The sequence below is a fragment of the Aeromonas sp. 600276 genome (assembly GCF_049175815.1).
GTDB lineage: Bacteria > Pseudomonadota > Gammaproteobacteria > Enterobacterales > Aeromonadaceae > Aeromonas > Aeromonas dhakensis.
Window position 1 is genome coordinate 49,127 of record NZ_JAAKVU010000018.1, and the last position, 15,781, is coordinate 64,907.

The window sequence follows — 15,781 nt, forward strand, 5'->3', positions numbered from 1 at the left end:
ATAATGCAGACTCACGACCCGCCCTGCGGCGGGTCTGGCAAGACTATCACAGCCCCGCAGGGTGCTACAGAAGCAGATGAGACCCTGCCGGTCAGACCAGCCGATCCGCCGGATGGTTGATGCCGTCGAGCAGCGGCACCTCGCCCAGCTCGAATGGATTGACCCCTTCAAGGCAGGCGAGGTTGTAACCATACTGGGCCGGATTGGAGCGGCGCTGATGGTGGGTGTAAATGCCGCAGACGCTGCAGAAGTAGTGTTTGGCGGTGCGGGTATTGAACTGGTAGCAGCTAAGCACTTCCTCCCCCTGCAGGATGCGGATGCCGGAGAGCGGCACCGAGGCGACGATGGCTCCCCGCCGCCGGCAGAGCGAGCAGTCGCAGCGGCGTGGATCCACCACGCCGTCCGGCAGGGTCAACTCCAGCACCACGGCGCCGCAATGGCAGCTGGCCTTGTGTTTCTCTTGAATGGGGGTATTGCCGATGCGCTTGATCATGCTGCCTCCTTGCAGACGGGTTCAGGTTCCGAGCCAATCAATCAAACAGGGTATCCCGCCGCCCCTGTGAAAGATGGTCGTACAGGGTGCGCAGCTGGGATTCCACAACCCGATGGCGAGAGAGCGGGGGCAAGTCGTCGATGGGAAAGAACCCCGCCCCTTTGGTTTCATCGGTTTCGTCCAGCAGCTGGCCGCCGGTCACCTCGCACAGGAAGAACGCCTTGTGAGCGTGGGGCAGCTGAGGTGGATGGGGGTGTTTGAGCTTGTCGAACAGCGCCAGCAGCTGCACGGCCCGACACGCCAGGCCGGTCTCCTCCACCACTTCGCGCACCACGGCCCCCGCCGGCGAGTCACCGATGTCGCACCAACCCCCCGGCAGCGTCCAGCAGCCATCGCTGCGCTCCTGCACCAGCAGGATATGGCCCGCATCGTTCTGAATGAAGGCCCGCACATCGAGCTTGGGGGTAGGATAACCGCTGTCGAGGGCGATCCAGTCGTCGATGGCTTCAGGTGCCAGCTCGCTCTGGCTGGCGATGAGCGCCACCGTGGCGGCGCGCAGCGCCTCGAAGCGGCCGATATCGAAGGGATCCTTGGAGTAAGTGAGGCCCGCCTGCGCCGTGGCCAGCACCTGTTCCAGAAAGGCGGCCAACGGTGGTTGCATTATTAAAGCCCGAGGAAACGGACGATCTGGGCGGGGTAGCGCTCGAATGCCACGAAGGCGTGGTCGCCACCGCACTCCAGCGAGAGGCGGGCAAAACGGTATTCGTCCAGCGCCTTGCGGTAGTCGAGCACCTCGTCTTCCTGCTGTTGCAGTACCCAGAGCCGCTCGGGGGTCCTCACCGCTACCGCCAGCGCCCGCAGCTCATCCATGTGTTCAGGCAGCAGTAGATACTGCTCCCCCGTGTAGGGATTGGTCTGGGGGCCGAGGTAGTCGCAGAGCAGCTCGTGCGGGCGCACCGCCGGGTTGATCAGGGCGGCGTGGCAGCCATATCGCTCGCTGACCCGGGTCGCCATAAAGCCGCCGAGGGAGCTGCCCACGGCGCCAAGTTTGAATGCGTTGCCATAACGGCTCTGCAGATCGGCAATGGTCTGCTCGATGGCCGCCCAGGCCGCCGCCGGGGTGTTGGGCTGGGCCGGGATCACCACCTCGATATCGGGTCTGTGCTCGGCCACCCAGGCCGCCATTTGCTGCGCCTTGGCAGAACCGGGCGAGGAGTTGAAACCGTGCAGGTAGAGGAGTACGGGCTTCATCGCGACTCCTCAATAGCCGGTGGCATCGGGGTCGGGCACGAACTGCCCCACCGGCAGGCGCCACACCTGGCTGGCGATGCGGCCATCCGGGTAGAGGGTGAGGTAGCGCCAGCCCGGGCCGGACTCGTCCAGCGCGAAGCCATCAGAGAGCGGTTTGAACTGGATGCAGGTGGAGGGGCTGGCGATCAGCCGCACCCCGCGGTGCACCTCGTCAAACTCCTGGTGGACGTGGCCGAACAGTATGGTCTTCTGCTGCGGGTGGCGGGCCAGCACGGCAAACAGGTCGTCGGCATTCTTGAGATTGTGCTGATCGAGCCAGGCACAGCCCACCGGCACCGCCTGATGGTGCAGGGCGATCAGGGCATGACGCTCGGGATGCTGGCGCAGCGCCTGATCCAGCGCCGCCAGCTGGTGATCCCCCAGCACCCCGTGAGGTTTGCCGCGCACCTGGGTATCCAGCAGGATCACCTGCCAGTGCTCGCCTACCAGCTGCTTGGCCTCGCTGATGCCGGCCGCGTGCAGGTATTCGGTCATCAGAGGGCCATCGTCGTGGTTGCCGGGCAGCCAGTAGATGGGGCGCGCCAGCGGCGCCACCATGGAGGCGAAGCGCTGGTAGGACTCCGGACTGTGATCCTGGGAGAGATCCCCGGTGGCGAGGATCAGATCGAACGGATGGTCATTGGCCTGCACCCGTTCCAGCACGGCAGCCAGGCTCTCGGCAGTGCGCACGGCCAATAGCCGCCCCTCGGCACTCGCGAAGAGGTGGGTGTCGGTAATTTGCAACAGGCGCACACTGCCGTCCTGCGCCTGGGGTAGCTCTGTTTCCAAAATCACGCTTCTTTTTATGAGTTCAACTAGAGGATGTTTATCAGGCTGGTACCATGTCTGAGACAAAATTTTAGCCAATCGGCCAGAAACAGGTTTACCTGCTCCTTTTCATCCCGCTGGTGCATATTTTTATTGGGATAATCATAACGTGGTTGCAACCTTGAAATCTGTTGCGCCGCACACACTTCCGCCATCCGCACATCATGGTACAAACGAATCTCTATCCGGGCCTGCAAATAACTCGGCAATTCCGGGTTGTGCTGGGCCAGGATCACCTGGCTGGTGAAGCGGCTCTCCTCGCTCACCGTGAGCTGGAACTGCAGGCCGTTGCCTACCTGATAACGGCGTTCCGCCCCCACAGTGCCGCCCGGGGGCAGCAGCTTCATCAGGGTCATGTAGTTCACCTCGCAGGTACGCTGCAAGGACATCAAATCAGGCACATAGCGCTTGGCCTGGGTATGAACGAGCGCCACCTCAGCGCTCCGCCAGCCAGCGGGCGCGCAGCTCGCCGTGGTTGAGGGCCAGCCACTGCAGGGCGATGACGGAAGCGGCGTTGTCGATGCGCCCCTCTTTGAGCCAGGCATAGGCCTGCTCGCGGCTCACCACGTGAACCCGGATGTCTTCCCCCTCTTCCGCCAGACCGTGGATCCCCTCGGCCTGGCTGGCATCTACTTCGCCCACGTAGACCTCGATCCGTTCGGTGCTGCCGCCCGGGCTCACCAGATAGCTGATGGCGTGCTCGCAGCGGCCGACCTCGATGCCCGCCTCTTCCACCGCTTCGCGCCGCACCACGGCCTCGGCGGTCTCCCCTTCATCTATGATGCCGGCCACTAGTTCCAGCAGCCAGGGGGTGGCACTGGTCTCAATGGCGCCGATGCGAAACTGCTCCACCAGCACGATCTGGTCTCGCACCGGGTCGTAAGGCAACAGGGCGGCGGCATGGCCGCGCTCGAACAGCTCGCGGACGATGGGCTCGTTCCAGCCTCCCGCAAACAACTTGTGCTGCAGACGATAGATGTTCACCTTGAAGAAGCCGTTATATCCCGATGATTTATCGATGATTTTTACGTCATCGGCAGAGTAGTGACGGGTTTGGGGCAAGGCTTGCTGCGACATACGAGACTCCCACCAGCTTGACTTGGCTCGGTTAGACCATAAAATCCGGGAACATGAATGAACATTCATTCACTCGATCCCGTCGGAGAAGAGGGATGGATTTTAGCAGCCACAGGGCATTTGGCTAGGCGCGAGGGGGAGAAAACTCACCCTCGTCCTTGACGTTCCTGTCGCTGGAAAAGAGACAGTTAGCATAAAATTTTGCTTATAGTAGAGTGATTAAGCTGAAATCAAGCTTGCTCAATGACAATACCCTCCTTCATCCAGCGACAGCTTTGGGTTAATACATAAGGTTAAAACGATCTATGAAAAGAACACTCTTGTCAGCCATGGTGTTGTTGGGCGTCAGCGCCGGCGCCCATGCCGAAAACCTGCTCGATATCTACCAACAGGCCCAGATCAAGGATACCCAGCTGCTGGAATCCAAAGCCAAACGCGACCAGGCCTTCGAGAAGATCAACGAGTCCCGCGCCGCCCTCTTGCCGCAGATCAACCTGGGTGCCGGGCTGAACTACCTGCAGAACAAGGGTGACACCCAGACCAACAGCAACGCCACCGGTTCCCTGTCGCTGGATCAATCCATCTACCGCCGCAGCAACTGGGTCAACCTGAGCCTGACCGAGAAGAGCGCCACCCAGTCCGACGTGGCCTACAACCTCGAGATCCAGAACCTGATGCTGCGTACCGCCCAGGCCTATTTCAACGTGCTCAAGGCGATGGATACCCTGGAATTCGTGCGCGCCAACAAGGCCGCGGTGGAACGTCAGCTGGAACAGACCCAGCAGCGCTTCGAAGTGGGCCTGACCGCCATCACCGACGTGCACGAGGCCGAGGCCGAGCGCGACCAGGCGCTGGCGGACGAGATCAACGCCGAGAACACCCTGGACAACAGCTACGAGAGCCTGCGCGAGCTGACCGGTATCGATCACCGTCAACTGGACGTGCTCAACACAGATCGCTTCAGCCCGCAGAAGACTCCGTTCAACTCCGACAAGTGGCTGGAGCTGGCGCTGGACAAGAACCTGCAACTGCACAGCGCCCGCATCGGCAAGGATATCGCCAAGGAGCAGATCGATCTGGCCAAGACCGGTCATGAGCCGACCCTGGATCTGGGCGCCGGCCTCTCCAGCACCTACAGCGACTACAAGGACGAGATCCGCAACCCGGAGAGCAACGCCAATCAGGCCAACATAGGTCTGAACTTCAAGCTGCCGCTCTACACCGGCGGGGCGACCACCTCCCAGGTCAAGCAGTCCCAGTTCAACTACGTGGCCGCCAGCGAGCAGCTGGAGCGCAGCTTCCGCAACGTGCAGAGCACGGTGCGCTCCTCCTACAACAACGTGAACGCCAGCATCGGCTCGGTCCGCGCCTACGGCCAGTCCGTCATCTCCGCCGACAGCGCCCTGAAGGCGACCGAAGCGGGCTACGAGGTCGGCACCCGCACCATAGTCGATGTGCTGGACTCCACCCGCAAGCTGTACCAGGCCAAGCAGAAGCTCTCCGAGGCCCGCTACAACTACATCCTGAGCATCCTCTCCCTCAAGCAGGCCGCCGGCACGCTGGAACAAAAGGATCTGGAAGACGTGAACCAAGGGCTGATGCCCGCCAGCCAGGCCAAGAGCAAATCCTGAGCCGATTGATGGCAGCAAAAAGGCGACCCCAGAGTCGCCTTTTTCATCTGTAGCCTGCAGGGAGTGGCGAGTTCGAATCGCCGTCGAGCTCCCGCCGCAGAGCATAAAAAAACCCGGCCAAGGCCGGGTTTTCGCTTATCCGCGTTCGCGGATGGTCTTGATGATGTCGGTGGTGGAGCAGCCATCCTCGAAGTTGAGGACCCGCACCTCGCCGCCGTTGGCAGTCACTTCGGCGTAGCCGGCAATCTCTTCCGGCTTGTAGTCGCCGCCCTTGACCAGCAGGTCCGGCAGCACCTCGGCGATCAGTCGCTGCGGGGTATCCTCGGAGAAGGGCACTACCCAGTCCACGGCGCCCAACGCGGCCAGCACGGCCATCCGGCGCTCGGTCGGATTGACCGGACGACCCGGCCCCTTGAGGCGGCGCACCGACTCGTCGGTGTTGACCGCCACGATCAGGCGATCCCCCAGCTTGCCGGCATTGGCCAGGTAGGAGACGTGACCGGCATGCAGGATGTCGAAGCAGCCGTTGGTCATCACCACCTTCTCGCCACGCAGGCGGGCGGCCTGCACGGCAATCTTGAGCTGGGCTTCTGACATGACGCCAAAGCCGGTTTCCTGCTCGGTGTAGAGGGCGTTGGCCAGCTCGACCGGGCTGACCGTGGAGGTCCCCAGCTTGCCGACCACGATGCCAGCGGCGGTGTTGGCCAGGGCACAGGCCTCGTCCAGGCTCTTGCCGGCGGCCAGCGAGGTGGCCAGGGTGGAGATGACGGTATCACCGGCACCGGTCACGTCATACACCTCGTGGGCCTGGGCCGGCAGGTGCAGCTCGGGCTGACCTTCGCGGATCAGGGTCATGCCGTTTTCGGAACGGGTGACCAGCAGGGCCTCCAGCTCGAAGCGCTTGACCAGCTCCAACCCCTTGGCAACCAGCTCCTCTTCGCTTTTCACCTTGCCCACCACGGCCTCGAACTCGGACATGTTGGGGGTCAGCAGGGTGGCGCCGCGGTACTTCTCGAAATCGGTCCCCTTGGGATCGACCAGCACCGGGATGCCGGCGGCGCGAGCGCGCTGGATCATGCCGGGCACGTCGTTGAGGGCGCCCTTGCCGTAGTCGGAGAGAATCATCACGTTGCTGTTCGGCAGCGCCTGCTCCACCTTGCCCATCAGCAGGGTGGCATCCACATCGTGGAAGGCCTCTTCGAAATCGAGGCGCAGCAGCTGCTGGTTGCGCGACAGCACCCGCAGCTTGGTGATGGTCGGATAGTCGGCCAGACGAACGAAATCACAGGCGACCTTGACGCCGGCCATCTGGCCAGCCAGGGCATCGGCAGCCTCATCCTGACCGGTCAGGCCCAGCAGCACGGCGTGAGCCCCCAGGGCGGCGGAGTTGAGCGCCACGTTGGCGGCGCCACCCGGGCGCTCCTCAATGTGTTCGACCTTGACCACGGGCACCGGTGCCTCGGGCGAGATCCGGCCGGTGGGGCCATGCCAATAACGGTCCAACATGACATCGCCAACGACCAGAATGCGGGCTTTTTCAAACTCGGGCAGGGTGATCTTCATCTGTATCGACTCTCAAAACCTGAAAAATCAGCCGCCGATTTTATCACACTCTTTTATTGGGTGTGAAAAAAGCGCAAGGGCGCCGCTTGGTGCTTTTCAGCTCTGACCAGGGCAGAGGCCATTCGCACCCGGACCCGCTTTTCGGCTAGAATCCCCCGATTGCGAGTAAAACGATCCGCTCTGGATATCCACGTGCCTTTATCGCCTCCCCTTATCCGGCCGGGTCTTCCCTGCCCATGGCGATTGCGAACAAGAGACTTTTCATGGCCCACGACAATGCTCCCCGTCTAGAACCCCGCCTGTTTCATCCCCGTTACTGGGCCAGCTGGTTCGGCCTCAGCCTGCTCTGGCTGCTGGTGCTGCTGCCCTGGCGCAGCCAGATGTGGCTGGGTCGCCAGCTCGGCAACCTGGCCCGCAAGGTTTTGAAATCCCGCGTCAAGGTTGCCCGCCGCAATCTGGAGCTGGCGATGCCTGAGTTGAGCCGGGATCAGCGCGAAACGCTGCTCAAGCAGAATTTCGAGAGCGTGGGCTGCGCCATCTTCGAGGTGGGCATGGCCTGGTTCTGGCCAGACTGGCGGATGCGCAACCTGATGAAGGTGGAAGGGGAAGAGCACGTCATCGCCGCCATGGAGAAGGGTCAGGGCATGCTGCTGCTCTCCTGCCACTTCCTGACGCTGGAGCTCAACGCCCGCTGTTTCGGCCTGGTGCGACCCGGAGTCGGCGTCTATCGCCCCAACACCAATCCGGTGCTGGAGTATGCCCAGTATCACGGCCGCTGCGCCTCCAACAAATACCTGGTGGACCGGATGGACGTGAAGGGGATGATCAAGGCGCTGCGCAACGGCGATGCGCTCTGGTACGCGCCGGATCACGACTACGGCAGCCATGCCAGCGTGTTCGTGCCCTACTTCGCGGTGGAGCAGGCCGCCACCATCACCGGCACCGCCACCCTGGCGCGGGTGAAGAACACCGTCACCCTGCCCTGCTACAACATCCGCACCAGCGAGGGTTACACCCTGCATATCGGGGCGCCGCTCGCCGACTATCCGAGCGGCGACGACCTGGCCGATGCGGCCCGAGCCAACCGCGAGATCGAGGCCGCCGTGCGCAAGGCGCCGGAGCAGTACATGTGGCTGCACCGCCGCTTCAAGACCAGGCCCAACCCGGAGGATGCGGGTTACTACTGAGCCAATCAGAGCAGAAAGCCGCCGAAAGGCGGTTTTTTCTGGCCTGTCGCCGGTAAAGGGTTTTCATTCGTGGCTGAATATTTTATTAATGGCCCTGCCGAGCGGCGGGCCCCGGCCCGCCTGCAATACCAATAACGAAGGGAAGCGAACATGAAAGCCACTCTTTTGCTGGGCGCCCTGTGCGCATTGACCGGCTGCAGCCAGCAGAGCCACACCGTCCACCTGACCTCCCTCCCCTTAAGCGATCTCAAGGAAGTGAACGCCCAGTGGAGCCCGCTCACCCGGCTGGAGTCCCGCTACCCCAGAGAGGCCATACTGGCGGAGCAGACCGGCTGCAGCTCCCTCGAGTACGTGATTAGTCCAGCGGGGCGGGCCGAGCAGATCCGGGTGCTGGAGAGCAGCGACCCACAGTTCAGCGATGCCGCCATCGCCGTGTTGCAGCAGTGGCAATGGCAGGCCACCGCAGCCAACCCGCAGCACACTCCGGTCAAATCCCGCACCCGCTTCGAATTCTGCATCGAGCACAACGGCCAGCCCTGCGACACCAGTGCACTGGAACAGCGCTGTCAGGGGGAAGACGTGGTGCGCAGCACCGGGCTGGTCTACACCCAGGTCTGATCTGGCCTCGATTGCCTGCCGGCGACGCGCCCATCGCCAACCAAAGAAAAAGGTGAGCCAGGCTCACCTTTTTTGCATTGCAGGCGCGACACAGTTCGGCTCATCCACCTTGCCGGTGCAGCCAAGCGGCGATGGCCAGTTGCAGGCCCACGTAATCGGCCTGCAGAAACAGCGCCGGCAACGCCTGCTGCCAGTCGGCCTGCCCGGCGACCAAGGCCAGCCGCTGCCCGAGCCGGGTCAGGCTGTCGAGCCAGGCCGGGCTCGGCAACAGGTCGGCCGCCTCGGCAACCAGATCCATCCCCAGGCGCAGCTGCTGCAACGCCAGCGTCTGCTGCGCGGCGTCCGTCTGCTCCAGCCAGAACTGTTCATGGTGCTGCCAATGCTGCAGACCCAGGGTGATGCGCGCTACAGCACTCAGCTCGGTGACCGCGGGCAGTGACTGCAGCGCCAGCGGCTTGCCAAGCCCCGCCAGCCGATAACCGCGCTGGGCCTTGGACTGAGCCCCGAGGCGCAGGCCACCCAGCCCAGCCAGCTGCTCAGCCAAGCCAAACAGGGCGCTCGCCTCGCCAGATTTGAGCTCCAGCTCCAGCTCGTCGATGGGGCTCTTGCCGAGCACGCCGACGATCTCCCCCTGATCCCAGGCCAGCTCGATTTCGGCCCCCTCGAAGGCGATCAGCCAGTGGCGACGCAGAAAGTCGGTGCGAAACTGGGCCACCAGTTCGCCCTGGATCCCGTCGCGCACCGCCAGGCTTGGCCAGATCGCATCGGGGAAAGCGGCCAAGGCAGGCTGGTCGCCCTCGACGGGGGCATTGTATTCGGGTCTGGCATGCAATCCGCCCACCACCTGACCCCGACATTTAATCGTCTGTTCGGCAAAATCATCGCTGCGACGAATTCGCAATCCCATTTCGAGTCGGCGTAAATCCAGCGCGGGCGTATCAAAATAGACATTGCCGAGCTCGGCTTGGGAGCTGGATATAATTTCCAGTGAATTCAGAAGGTTGAAAAAAGGCTGTCGAATATCTCGGGAGACAAAAAACTTTATCTCGATCTCAGTTTGCATAGTCATTCCGGGCTGGCAGGCAACTTTGGGGGGCGTGATGCTAAGCGCGAGGATATAATGCCTGCGATACATCAGGATTAATTCACGGTTTTATTGATGGCGCAGTTCGGTTACCATGCGCCCCTCATAAAATCGTATCGAGTGTTTTTTCACCGACACAGGTTTGGCCATGCCAGTAAATACTATTTTGGGGCTTTTTGCCAAGTCCCCCATCAAGCCGCTGCAGAAGCATATCGTCAAGGTTCACCAGTGCTCCCAGCAGTTGGTTCCCTTCTTTGATGCCGTTGCCGAAGACCGTTGGGAAGATGCCGAGAAGATCCGGCAACAGATTGCCCAGCTGGAGAAAGAAGCGGACATCCTCAAGCGTGAAATCCGTCTGAAGCTGCCCCGTGGTCTGTTCCTGCCGGTCGCCCGTACCGACCTGCTCGAACTGCTGACCCAGCAGGACAAGATCGCCAACCGTGCCAAGGATATTTCCGGCCGCATGCTTGGCCGCAAAATGGAATTCCCCTCCGAGATGCGTGCCGATTTCATGGCCTATCTCAAACGCTGTATCGATGCGACCGCCCAAGCCGAGAAAGCCATCGGAGAACTCGATGAGCTGCTCGAAACCGGCTTTAAAGGACGTGAAGTTGAAATGGTTGCCGAGATGATCCACCAGCTGGATCTTATCGAGGACGATACTGACACCATGCAGATCGGGCTGCGCCAACAGCTGCAAGCCGTTGAGCAGAAATACAATCCGATCGACGTTATGTTCCTCTACAAGATCCTCGAATGGGTAGGTGACCTGGCAGATCAGGCCGAGCGTGTAGGCGCCCGTCTGGAACTGATGCTGGCTCGTTCGTAATCGACTGACTGGGTAAAACACTGAATGGACATTATCGCGAATTACGGCACCACTCTGGTGCTCGTGGCGGCCTTGTTCGGCTTTTTGATGGCCTGGGGCATTGGTGCGAATGACGTGGCCAACGCCATGGGCACGTCGGTCGGCACCAAATCCCTGACCATCCGTCAGGCGATCATCATCGCCATGATCTTTGAATTTGCCGGTGCCTATCTGGCCGGCGGTGAAGTCACCGCCACCATCCGCAACGGCATCATCGACAGCAACGCCTTTGCCGCCACTCCGGATCTGCTGGTGCTCGGCATGATAGCCTCCCTGCTGGCCGCCGGCGCCTGGTTGATCCTGGCCTCCTACTTCGGCTGGCCTGTCTCCACCACCCACTCCATCATCGGCGCCATCGTCGGCTTCGCCATGGTGAGCGTGGGCCCGGAAGCGGTGCAGTGGAGCAAGTTCGGTGGCATCGTCGGCTCCTGGGTGGTCACTCCGGCCATCTCCGGCGTCATCGCCTACTTCATGTTCATCAGCGTGCAGAAGCTCATCTTCAACACCGATGATCCCCTCAACAACGCCAAGCGCTACGTCCCCTTCTACATGTTCCTGACCGCGCTGGTGATCTGCCTGGTCACCATCAAGAAGGGGCTGACCCACGTTGGTCTGCACCTGAGCGATGGCGAGGGCATCCTGCTCTCCATCGCCATCTCCATCGCGGTGGCCTTTGCCGGCTGGATCTACATTCGTGGCCAGCAGTACAACCCGCAGGATGACAGCAAGATGCACTTCGCCAACGTGGAGAAGGTGTTCGGCATCCTGATGATCATCACCGCCTGTGCCATGGCCTTTGCCCACGGCTCCAACGACGTGGCCAACGCCATCGGTCCGCTCTCTGCGGTCGCCTCCATCGTGGCGGCCGGCGGCGAGATCGGCGGCAGCTCCCACATCGCCTGGTGGATCCTGCCGCTCGGCGGCATCGGCATCGTGATCGGTCTGGCCACCATGGGCGAGAAGGTGATGGCGACCGTCGGCACCGGCATCACCCACCTGACCCCGAGCCGTGGCTTCGCCGCCCAGCTGGCCACCGCCGCCACCGTGGTGATCGCCTCCGGTACCGGCCTGCCCATCTCCACCACCCAGACTCTGGTCGGTGCTGTCATGGGCGTGGGTCTGGCCCGCGGTATCGCGGCCCTGAACCTGGGCGTGCTGCGCAACATAGTGGTCTCCTGGGTCATCACATTGCCTGCGGGTGCCATCCTGGCCATCGCCATCTTCTACGTGCTGCAGATCTGCTTCTCCTGAGGCACACCGCAGTGAAGAGCCCGGGTCATTGACCCGGGCTTTTTTGTCTCTCTCCCCTAATCCCTCCCTGTCAACGCAGGCTGCTTGCATCACCCGCCCAGCAGGCGCAGACTGTTTGGCCTTGTTTCGACTCAAGGCTCTCATCATGACACCAGCCATCAACCTGCTGAAAAAGCTCAAGATCCCCCACAAGCTCTACCCCTACGAGTGCGAAGCCCACGACGACTTCGGCAAGCATGCCGCGACCCAGCTCGGCCTGCCGGAAGCCCAGGTGTTCAAGACCCTGATCGCCCATCACGACAAGCAGGCGGTGGTGGCCATCGTCCCCTCATCCGGCCTGTGCAGCCTCAAGCAGCTGGCCAAGGCCACCGGTCTCAAGAAGGTGGAGATGATGAAACCGGCGGAGGCCGAGAAGCTGACCGGCTACAAGGTGGGTGGCATCAGCCCGCTGGCCCAGAAGAAGCTGCTGCCCACCGTGCTCGACGACTCGGCCATGCAGTTTGACGAGATCCTGGTGAGCGGCGGCAAGCGCGGCCTCTCGGTCGGGGTAGCCCCCGCTGACATGCTGCGCCTGATGAAGTGGATTGCCGCCCCCATCGGCGAGCACCATGAATAACGCCTGAAACGACAGAGGCCCCGCGAGCGGGGCCTCGTTTGTCTTGTCACGGCAACTGGCCATCGGCACGACAAGCGGTGGTCAGTTCGGACAACCGCAACCGCTGCCTGCCGCGCTCATCGAAGTTGTCGGGCGCCAGCCAGCGTGCAAAGCAATCCTGCAGCGCCGGCCACTCACGGTCGATCACCGAGAACCAGGCGGTGTCCCGCGTCCGTCCCTTGTCCACCCGGTTCTGGCGAAAGGTCCCCTCATAGCTGAAACCGAGTCTCAGCGCCGCCTGCCAGGAGGGCTTGTTCAAGGCATTACACTTCCATTCGTAACGCCGGTAGCCGAGGGCGAAGGCATTGGCCATCATCAGCGCCATGGCCGCCGTCGCCAGCCTTGAGCGCTGCAGGGCGGGGGAAAAGTGCAGCCAGCCCACCTCTATGCTGCCGGCCAGAGGGTCGATGCGCAGGTAGCTGGCCAGCCCCAGCGGCTGTTCGCCATGCTCGTCGAAGATGGTGTAGAACTGGGGGTCTGTCTTGGCGGCGCACTCTTGCAGCCAGACCAGCATGTCCGCCTCCTCTGCGTAAGGGCCTGTGGTCAGATAGGTCCACATGGCCCCGTTGTCGGCACTGAAAGCCTGCCACAGGCCGGGGCCGTGACGCTCGGGTTCCAACGGCTCCAGCCGACAGCCCCAGCCGTTGAGCGTGCGGCGGGGCGGAAACTCGGCGCCCCGCCAGTCGGGCAGCGGCGCTCCGACCGGCTGGTCGAACTCGTTCAGATGGATATCAGCAGCCACAGGCAATCCCTCCCGTTTGCAGCACGCCCGGTTCGCTACCAGTAGCGACCGCAAAACCGTCCTGCCGCCACCAGTGCAGCCCACCGATCAGCTCCTTGACCTGAAAGCCGAGCGCCGCCAGCTTGCAGGCGCCACGGGTCGAGCCGTTGCAGCCGATGCCGTCGCAATAGCAGACATAGACCTTGTCCCGCGCCAGTACTGCCGTGGTGGCCGGGTTCATGGTGGCGTGGGGAAAGCTGATGGCACCGGGGATGTGCCCCTCGGCGTAGTGACCGGCAGAGCGGGTGTCGATGACCACGATCCGCTCTTCCCCGGCCAGCAGATCGGCGGCCAGATCCGCCGGATCGGTGCGAAAGGCCAGCTGGGCCTCGAAGAAGAGGCGGGCCTGTTCGGCGCTGGCCAGCCCGCTGCTCAATACATGACTCATAGTGACGCTCCTTGTGCTCACACCCGGATCCGGGTGGTGATGACTGTGGTGACCGAGTTGGCGATGAAACACTCCTCGTGGGCCTGGTGGTGCAACTGCTCCAGCGCGGCCAGATCCGGCTGGCGTTCGCCGCCAAACTGCACCAGCGGCTGCAAGGTGACCCGGCTGATGGCCTGACGAGCGTGGGCATTGGCCTCCATGATGCCCACCGCCTCGTCCCGGTAGCTCTCCACCCGATAGCCCGCCCTGGCCGCCAGCCAGAGAAAGGTGAGCATGTGACAGCTGGAGATGGCCGCGACGAAGGCCTCTTCCGGATCGACGTGCTCGGCCACCGACCAGGGCAGCGGCACCACGTGGGGGGATGAGGACGCCGGCACCCTGACGCCGCCGTCGAACTCCCACCAGTGGGCCCGGCTGTAGCGTTGATCGACGAAGGGCTCGTGCTCCCCCCGCTGCCAGCTGATGGTGGCGCTGTACTCCGACATGCAGACTCCTTTCATTGCCAATAGTTGTGGATCCCGAACCTTGAGCCTCAATGTAGCGACATAATGGCCTTGCCACGCCGACCAATTTTGCCAATATGAGCAGACCAATTAGCGCCCGGGAGATCCCCATGCCTGCCCTGCCCACCCTGTTTGCCACCCAGCAAGCCAGCGATCTGCCGCTGCACGAACAGCTGGTGCGCACCCTGCGTTCGGCCATGCTGGCCGGCCACCTTCCCCAGCACAGCCGGCTGCCCGCCAGCCGCATGCTGGCCGCCGATCTGGGGGTCTCTCGCAGCACGGTGGAGCTGGCCTATGGCCGGCTGGAGGCGGAGGGCTATCTGGTGCGCAAGGTGGGGGCTGGTAGCTTCGTGGCGCTGGCGGCGGTCTCCCCGACTCCGCGCCCGCCCCAGTCGGCGGCCGGTCTGTCGCGCCGAGGTCAGGAGATGGCCGACAGCGGCGCCTGCCACGATGTGCCCGAGGTGGGCCGCTCCTTTGCCTCCAGCCAGCCGGATCCCCGCCTCTTCCCCCAGGCCCTGTGGGGCCGGCTGATGCAGCAGCAGTGGCGCCGGCACGCCGGTGACTGGATGAACTACGGGGATCCGCAGGGGCTGGAGGCGCTGCGCGGCGCCATCAGCAGCTATCTGGTGCAGTCGCGCGGCGTGGTGTGCGAGCCGGATCAGATCCTGATCCTCACCAGCTCCCAGCAGGGGATTCTGCTGGCGACCCAGCTGCTGATCGATGCCGGCGATACCGTCTGGGTGGAGGACCCCGGCTACCCCGGGGCCCGCACCGCCATGGAGAGTGCCGGCGCCCGGGTGCACCCGGTGCCGGTGGATGAAGAGGGGCTCAACCCACAGGGGGATCACCCGGCGCCGCGGCTCATCTACACCACGCCGGCCCACCAGTATCCGCTCGGCGTGCCCATGAGCCTGCCGCGGCGGATGGCGCTGCTGGCCGAGGCCGAGCGGCACGGCGCCTGGATCCTGGAGGACGACTACGACGGCGAGTACCAGTACGATCAGCGGCCGCTCCCCGCCCTGCAGGGGCTGGATGGCCAGGGGCGGGTGCTCTACGTGGGCACCTTCAGCAAGGTGCTGTTCGGCTCGCTGCGCCTCGCCTACCTGGTGCTGCCCAGGCCACTGATGGAGTCCTTCTGCCGGGCCCGGGCCGCGGTTGACGGCCACAGCAACCAGCTGCTGCAGGCGGTCACTGCCGACTTCATCCGCGCCGGCCACTTCGCCACCCACCTGCGCCAGAGCAGGTTGGTCTATCAGAGCCGCCGCGATCTGCTGCTGGCCGAGCTGGCCAGCCACTGCCCCGCCCTCACCCCCATCCACGGCGGGGCCGGCCTGCAGTGCGCCGTACGGCTGTCCCCCGGCGGCGAGGCGCGCTGGACAGAGGCCGCCAACGCCGAGGGGCTGGGGCTGCGCCCCCTCGGCCAGTTCTACCTGGGCCCGCCGACGCAGGAGGGGTGGCTGCTTGGCTTTGCCTCCCTCGACAACCAGACCCTGCGCCACCTCTGCCGCCGGCTGGGCAGCCTGCTGGCAAGCGACCGGCACGCCTGAACGGCTGGGGGCCGAAC

Annotated in this window: 18 protein-coding genes; 7 read left to right on the forward strand and 11 right to left on the reverse strand. The window is 63.4% G+C overall.

From position 1 onward, the window contains the following. Nucleotides 1-91 precede the first annotated feature (91 nt). From G5134_RS17100 to nudF, 6 genes are read right to left on the reverse strand one after another with little or no spacing between them, the layout of a single operon-like run. Nucleotides 92-493, reverse strand: coding sequence for a GFA family protein (locus tag G5134_RS17100; RefSeq protein ID WP_054543528.1), 402 nt, complete (start codon nt 491-493; stop codon nt 92-94). Nucleotides 494-530: 37 nt separating this feature from the next. Continuing rightward, nucleotides 531-1,154: an NUDIX hydrolase gene (locus G5134_RS17105; RefSeq protein WP_126880570.1), complete on the reverse strand. Its 624-nt coding sequence runs from the start codon at nt 1,152-1,154 to the stop codon at nt 531-533. A gap of 2 nt (nt 1,155-1,156) precedes the next feature. Further along, entirely contained in the window at nt 1,157-1,744 is a 588-nt protein-coding gene (locus G5134_RS17110; protein WP_258118969.1) for a YqiA/YcfP family alpha/beta fold hydrolase, read from the reverse strand. A gap of 9 nt (nt 1,745-1,753) precedes the next feature. Then, nucleotides 1,754-2,572, reverse strand: a complete 819-nt coding sequence (cpdA, locus tag G5134_RS17115) for a 3',5'-cyclic-AMP phosphodiesterase (protein ID WP_126880572.1) — start codon at nt 2,570-2,572, stop codon at nt 1,754-1,756. Between the two features lie 26 nt (nt 2,573-2,598). Next, nucleotides 2,599-3,000 carry a DUF1249 domain-containing protein gene (locus tag G5134_RS17120; RefSeq protein ID WP_236660533.1) on the reverse strand — a complete coding sequence of 134 codons (402 nt, stop codon included), beginning with the start codon at nt 2,998-3,000 and terminating at the stop codon, nt 2,599-2,601. 46 nt (nt 3,001-3,046) lie between these two features. Then, nucleotides 3,047-3,688 carry an ADP-ribose diphosphatase gene (nudF, locus tag G5134_RS17125; RefSeq protein WP_026139168.1) on the reverse strand — a complete coding sequence of 214 codons (642 nt, stop codon included), beginning with the start codon at nt 3,686-3,688 and terminating at the stop codon, nt 3,047-3,049. A 305-nt stretch (nt 3,689-3,993) separates the two neighbouring features. On the opposite strand from nudF, the gene tolC reads away from it, so the two are divergent. After that, nucleotides 3,994-5,319 (forward strand): outer membrane channel protein TolC, encoded by a 1,326-nt coding sequence (gene tolC / locus G5134_RS17130; protein WP_026139169.1) that lies wholly within the window; start codon nt 3,994-3,996, stop codon nt 5,317-5,319. Between the two features lie 135 nt (nt 5,320-5,454). Here the strand turns inward: tolC and hldE are convergent, their stop codons facing one another. Continuing rightward, nucleotides 5,455-6,882, reverse strand: a complete 1,428-nt coding sequence (gene hldE, locus G5134_RS17135; RefSeq protein WP_421232091.1) for a bifunctional D-glycero-beta-D-manno-heptose-7-phosphate kinase/D-glycero-beta-D-manno-heptose 1-phosphate adenylyltransferase HldE — start codon at nt 6,880-6,882, stop codon at nt 5,455-5,457. A gap of 263 nt (nt 6,883-7,145) precedes the next feature. Between hldE and lpxL the strand changes: the two genes are divergently transcribed. Continuing rightward, complete coding sequence (gene lpxL / locus G5134_RS17140; protein ID WP_005305350.1) at nt 7,146-8,069, forward strand: LpxL/LpxP family Kdo(2)-lipid IV(A) lauroyl/palmitoleoyl acyltransferase; 924 nt, start codon at nt 7,146-7,148, stop codon at nt 8,067-8,069. Nucleotides 8,070-8,219: 150 nt separating this feature from the next. Further along, entirely contained in the window at nt 8,220-8,687 is a 468-nt protein-coding gene (locus G5134_RS17145) for an energy transducer TonB (protein WP_010636033.1), read from the forward strand. 100 nt (nt 8,688-8,787) lie between these two features. Here G5134_RS17145 and G5134_RS17150 read toward each other — a convergent pair whose 3' ends face one another. Beyond that, the gene (locus tag G5134_RS17150) at nt 8,788-9,750 is read right to left on the reverse strand and encodes an inorganic triphosphatase (protein ID WP_226009326.1); all 963 of its coding nucleotides are present in this window, start codon (nt 9,748-9,750) and stop codon (nt 8,788-8,790) included. A gap of 169 nt (nt 9,751-9,919) precedes the next feature. Between G5134_RS17150 and G5134_RS17155 the strand changes: the two genes are divergently transcribed. From G5134_RS17155 to ybaK, 3 genes are all read left to right on the forward strand, one after another. Then, a complete protein-coding gene (locus G5134_RS17155; protein WP_005305357.1) occupies nt 9,920-10,600 on the forward strand; it encodes a TIGR00153 family protein in 681 nt (226 codons plus the stop codon). Nucleotides 10,601-10,624: 24 nt separating this feature from the next. Continuing rightward, nucleotides 10,625-11,890, forward strand: coding sequence for an inorganic phosphate transporter (locus G5134_RS17160; RefSeq protein ID WP_421232092.1), 1,266 nt, complete (start codon nt 10,625-10,627; stop codon nt 11,888-11,890). Nucleotides 11,891-12,035: 145 nt separating this feature from the next. Then, a complete protein-coding gene (ybaK, locus tag G5134_RS17165; protein WP_005305363.1) occupies nt 12,036-12,506 on the forward strand; it encodes a Cys-tRNA(Pro) deacylase in 471 nt (156 codons plus the stop codon). Nucleotides 12,507-12,552: 46 nt separating this feature from the next. Here ybaK and G5134_RS17170 read toward each other — a convergent pair whose 3' ends face one another. The 3 genes from G5134_RS17170 to G5134_RS17180 are packed head-to-tail and all read right to left on the reverse strand — an operon-like array spanning nt 12,553 to nt 14,199. Beyond that, nucleotides 12,553-13,287, reverse strand: a complete 735-nt coding sequence (locus G5134_RS17170) for a GNAT family N-acetyltransferase (protein ID WP_378014201.1) — start codon at nt 13,285-13,287, stop codon at nt 12,553-12,555. Then, nucleotides 13,277-13,714, reverse strand: coding sequence for a rhodanese-like domain-containing protein (locus G5134_RS17175; protein WP_378014200.1), 438 nt, complete (start codon nt 13,712-13,714; stop codon nt 13,277-13,279). The genes G5134_RS17170 and G5134_RS17175 overlap by 11 nt, the downstream gene beginning before the upstream one ends. 17 nt (nt 13,715-13,731) lie before the next feature. Beyond that, entirely contained in the window at nt 13,732-14,199 is a 468-nt protein-coding gene (locus tag G5134_RS17180; RefSeq protein ID WP_065018738.1) for an OsmC family protein, read from the reverse strand. A gap of 128 nt (nt 14,200-14,327) precedes the next feature. Here G5134_RS17180 and G5134_RS17185 point away from each other — a divergent pair, with 128 nt between their 5' ends. Then, nucleotides 14,328-15,764, forward strand: coding sequence for a PLP-dependent aminotransferase family protein (locus G5134_RS17185; protein WP_226009325.1), 1,437 nt, complete (start codon nt 14,328-14,330; stop codon nt 15,762-15,764). Nucleotides 15,765-15,781: the final 17 nt, after the last annotated feature.

Bases quoted from the DNA above. Each gene is read 5' to 3' on its own strand.
- G5134_RS17100 (WP_054543528.1), bottom strand. From the start codon at position 493: ATGATCAAGCGCATCGGCAATACCCCCATTCAAGAGAAACACAAGGCC.
- G5134_RS17105 (WP_126880570.1), bottom strand. From the start codon at position 1,154: ATGCAACCACCGTTGGCCGCCTTTCTGGAACAGGTGCTGGCCACGGCG.
- ybaK (WP_005305363.1), top strand. From the start codon at position 12,036: ATGACACCAGCCATCAACCTGCTGAAAAAGCTCAAGATCCCCCACAAG.
- G5134_RS17175 (WP_378014200.1), bottom strand. From the start codon at position 13,714: ATGAGTCATGTATTGAGCAGCGGGCTGGCCAGCGCCGAACAGGCCCGC.
- G5134_RS17185 (WP_226009325.1), top strand. From the start codon at position 14,328: ATGCCTGCCCTGCCCACCCTGTTTGCCACCCAGCAAGCCAGCGATCTG.
- hldE (WP_421232091.1), bottom strand. From the start codon at position 6,882: ATGAAGATCACCCTGCCCGAGTTTGAAAAAGCCCGCATTCTGGTCGTT.
- lpxL (WP_005305350.1), top strand. From the start codon at position 7,146: ATGGCCCACGACAATGCTCCCCGTCTAGAACCCCGCCTGTTTCATCCC.
- tolC (WP_026139169.1), top strand. From the start codon at position 3,994: ATGAAAAGAACACTCTTGTCAGCCATGGTGTTGTTGGGCGTCAGCGCC.
- G5134_RS17120 (WP_236660533.1), bottom strand. From the start codon at position 3,000: ATGTCCTTGCAGCGTACCTGCGAGGTGAACTACATGACCCTGATGAAG.
- G5134_RS17180 (WP_065018738.1), bottom strand. From the start codon at position 14,199: ATGTCGGAGTACAGCGCCACCATCAGCTGGCAGCGGGGGGAGCACGAG.
- G5134_RS17145 (WP_010636033.1), top strand. From the start codon at position 8,220: ATGAAAGCCACTCTTTTGCTGGGCGCCCTGTGCGCATTGACCGGCTGC.
- nudF (WP_026139168.1), bottom strand. From the start codon at position 3,688: ATGTCGCAGCAAGCCTTGCCCCAAACCCGTCACTACTCTGCCGATGAC.
- G5134_RS17150 (WP_226009326.1), bottom strand. From the start codon at position 9,750: ATGCAAACTGAGATCGAGATAAAGTTTTTTGTCTCCCGAGATATTCGA.
- G5134_RS17110 (WP_258118969.1), bottom strand. From the start codon at position 1,744: ATGAAGCCCGTACTCCTCTACCTGCACGGTTTCAACTCCTCGCCCGGT.
- G5134_RS17160 (WP_421232092.1), top strand. From the start codon at position 10,625: ATGGACATTATCGCGAATTACGGCACCACTCTGGTGCTCGTGGCGGCC.
- G5134_RS17155 (WP_005305357.1), top strand. From the start codon at position 9,920: ATGCCAGTAAATACTATTTTGGGGCTTTTTGCCAAGTCCCCCATCAAG.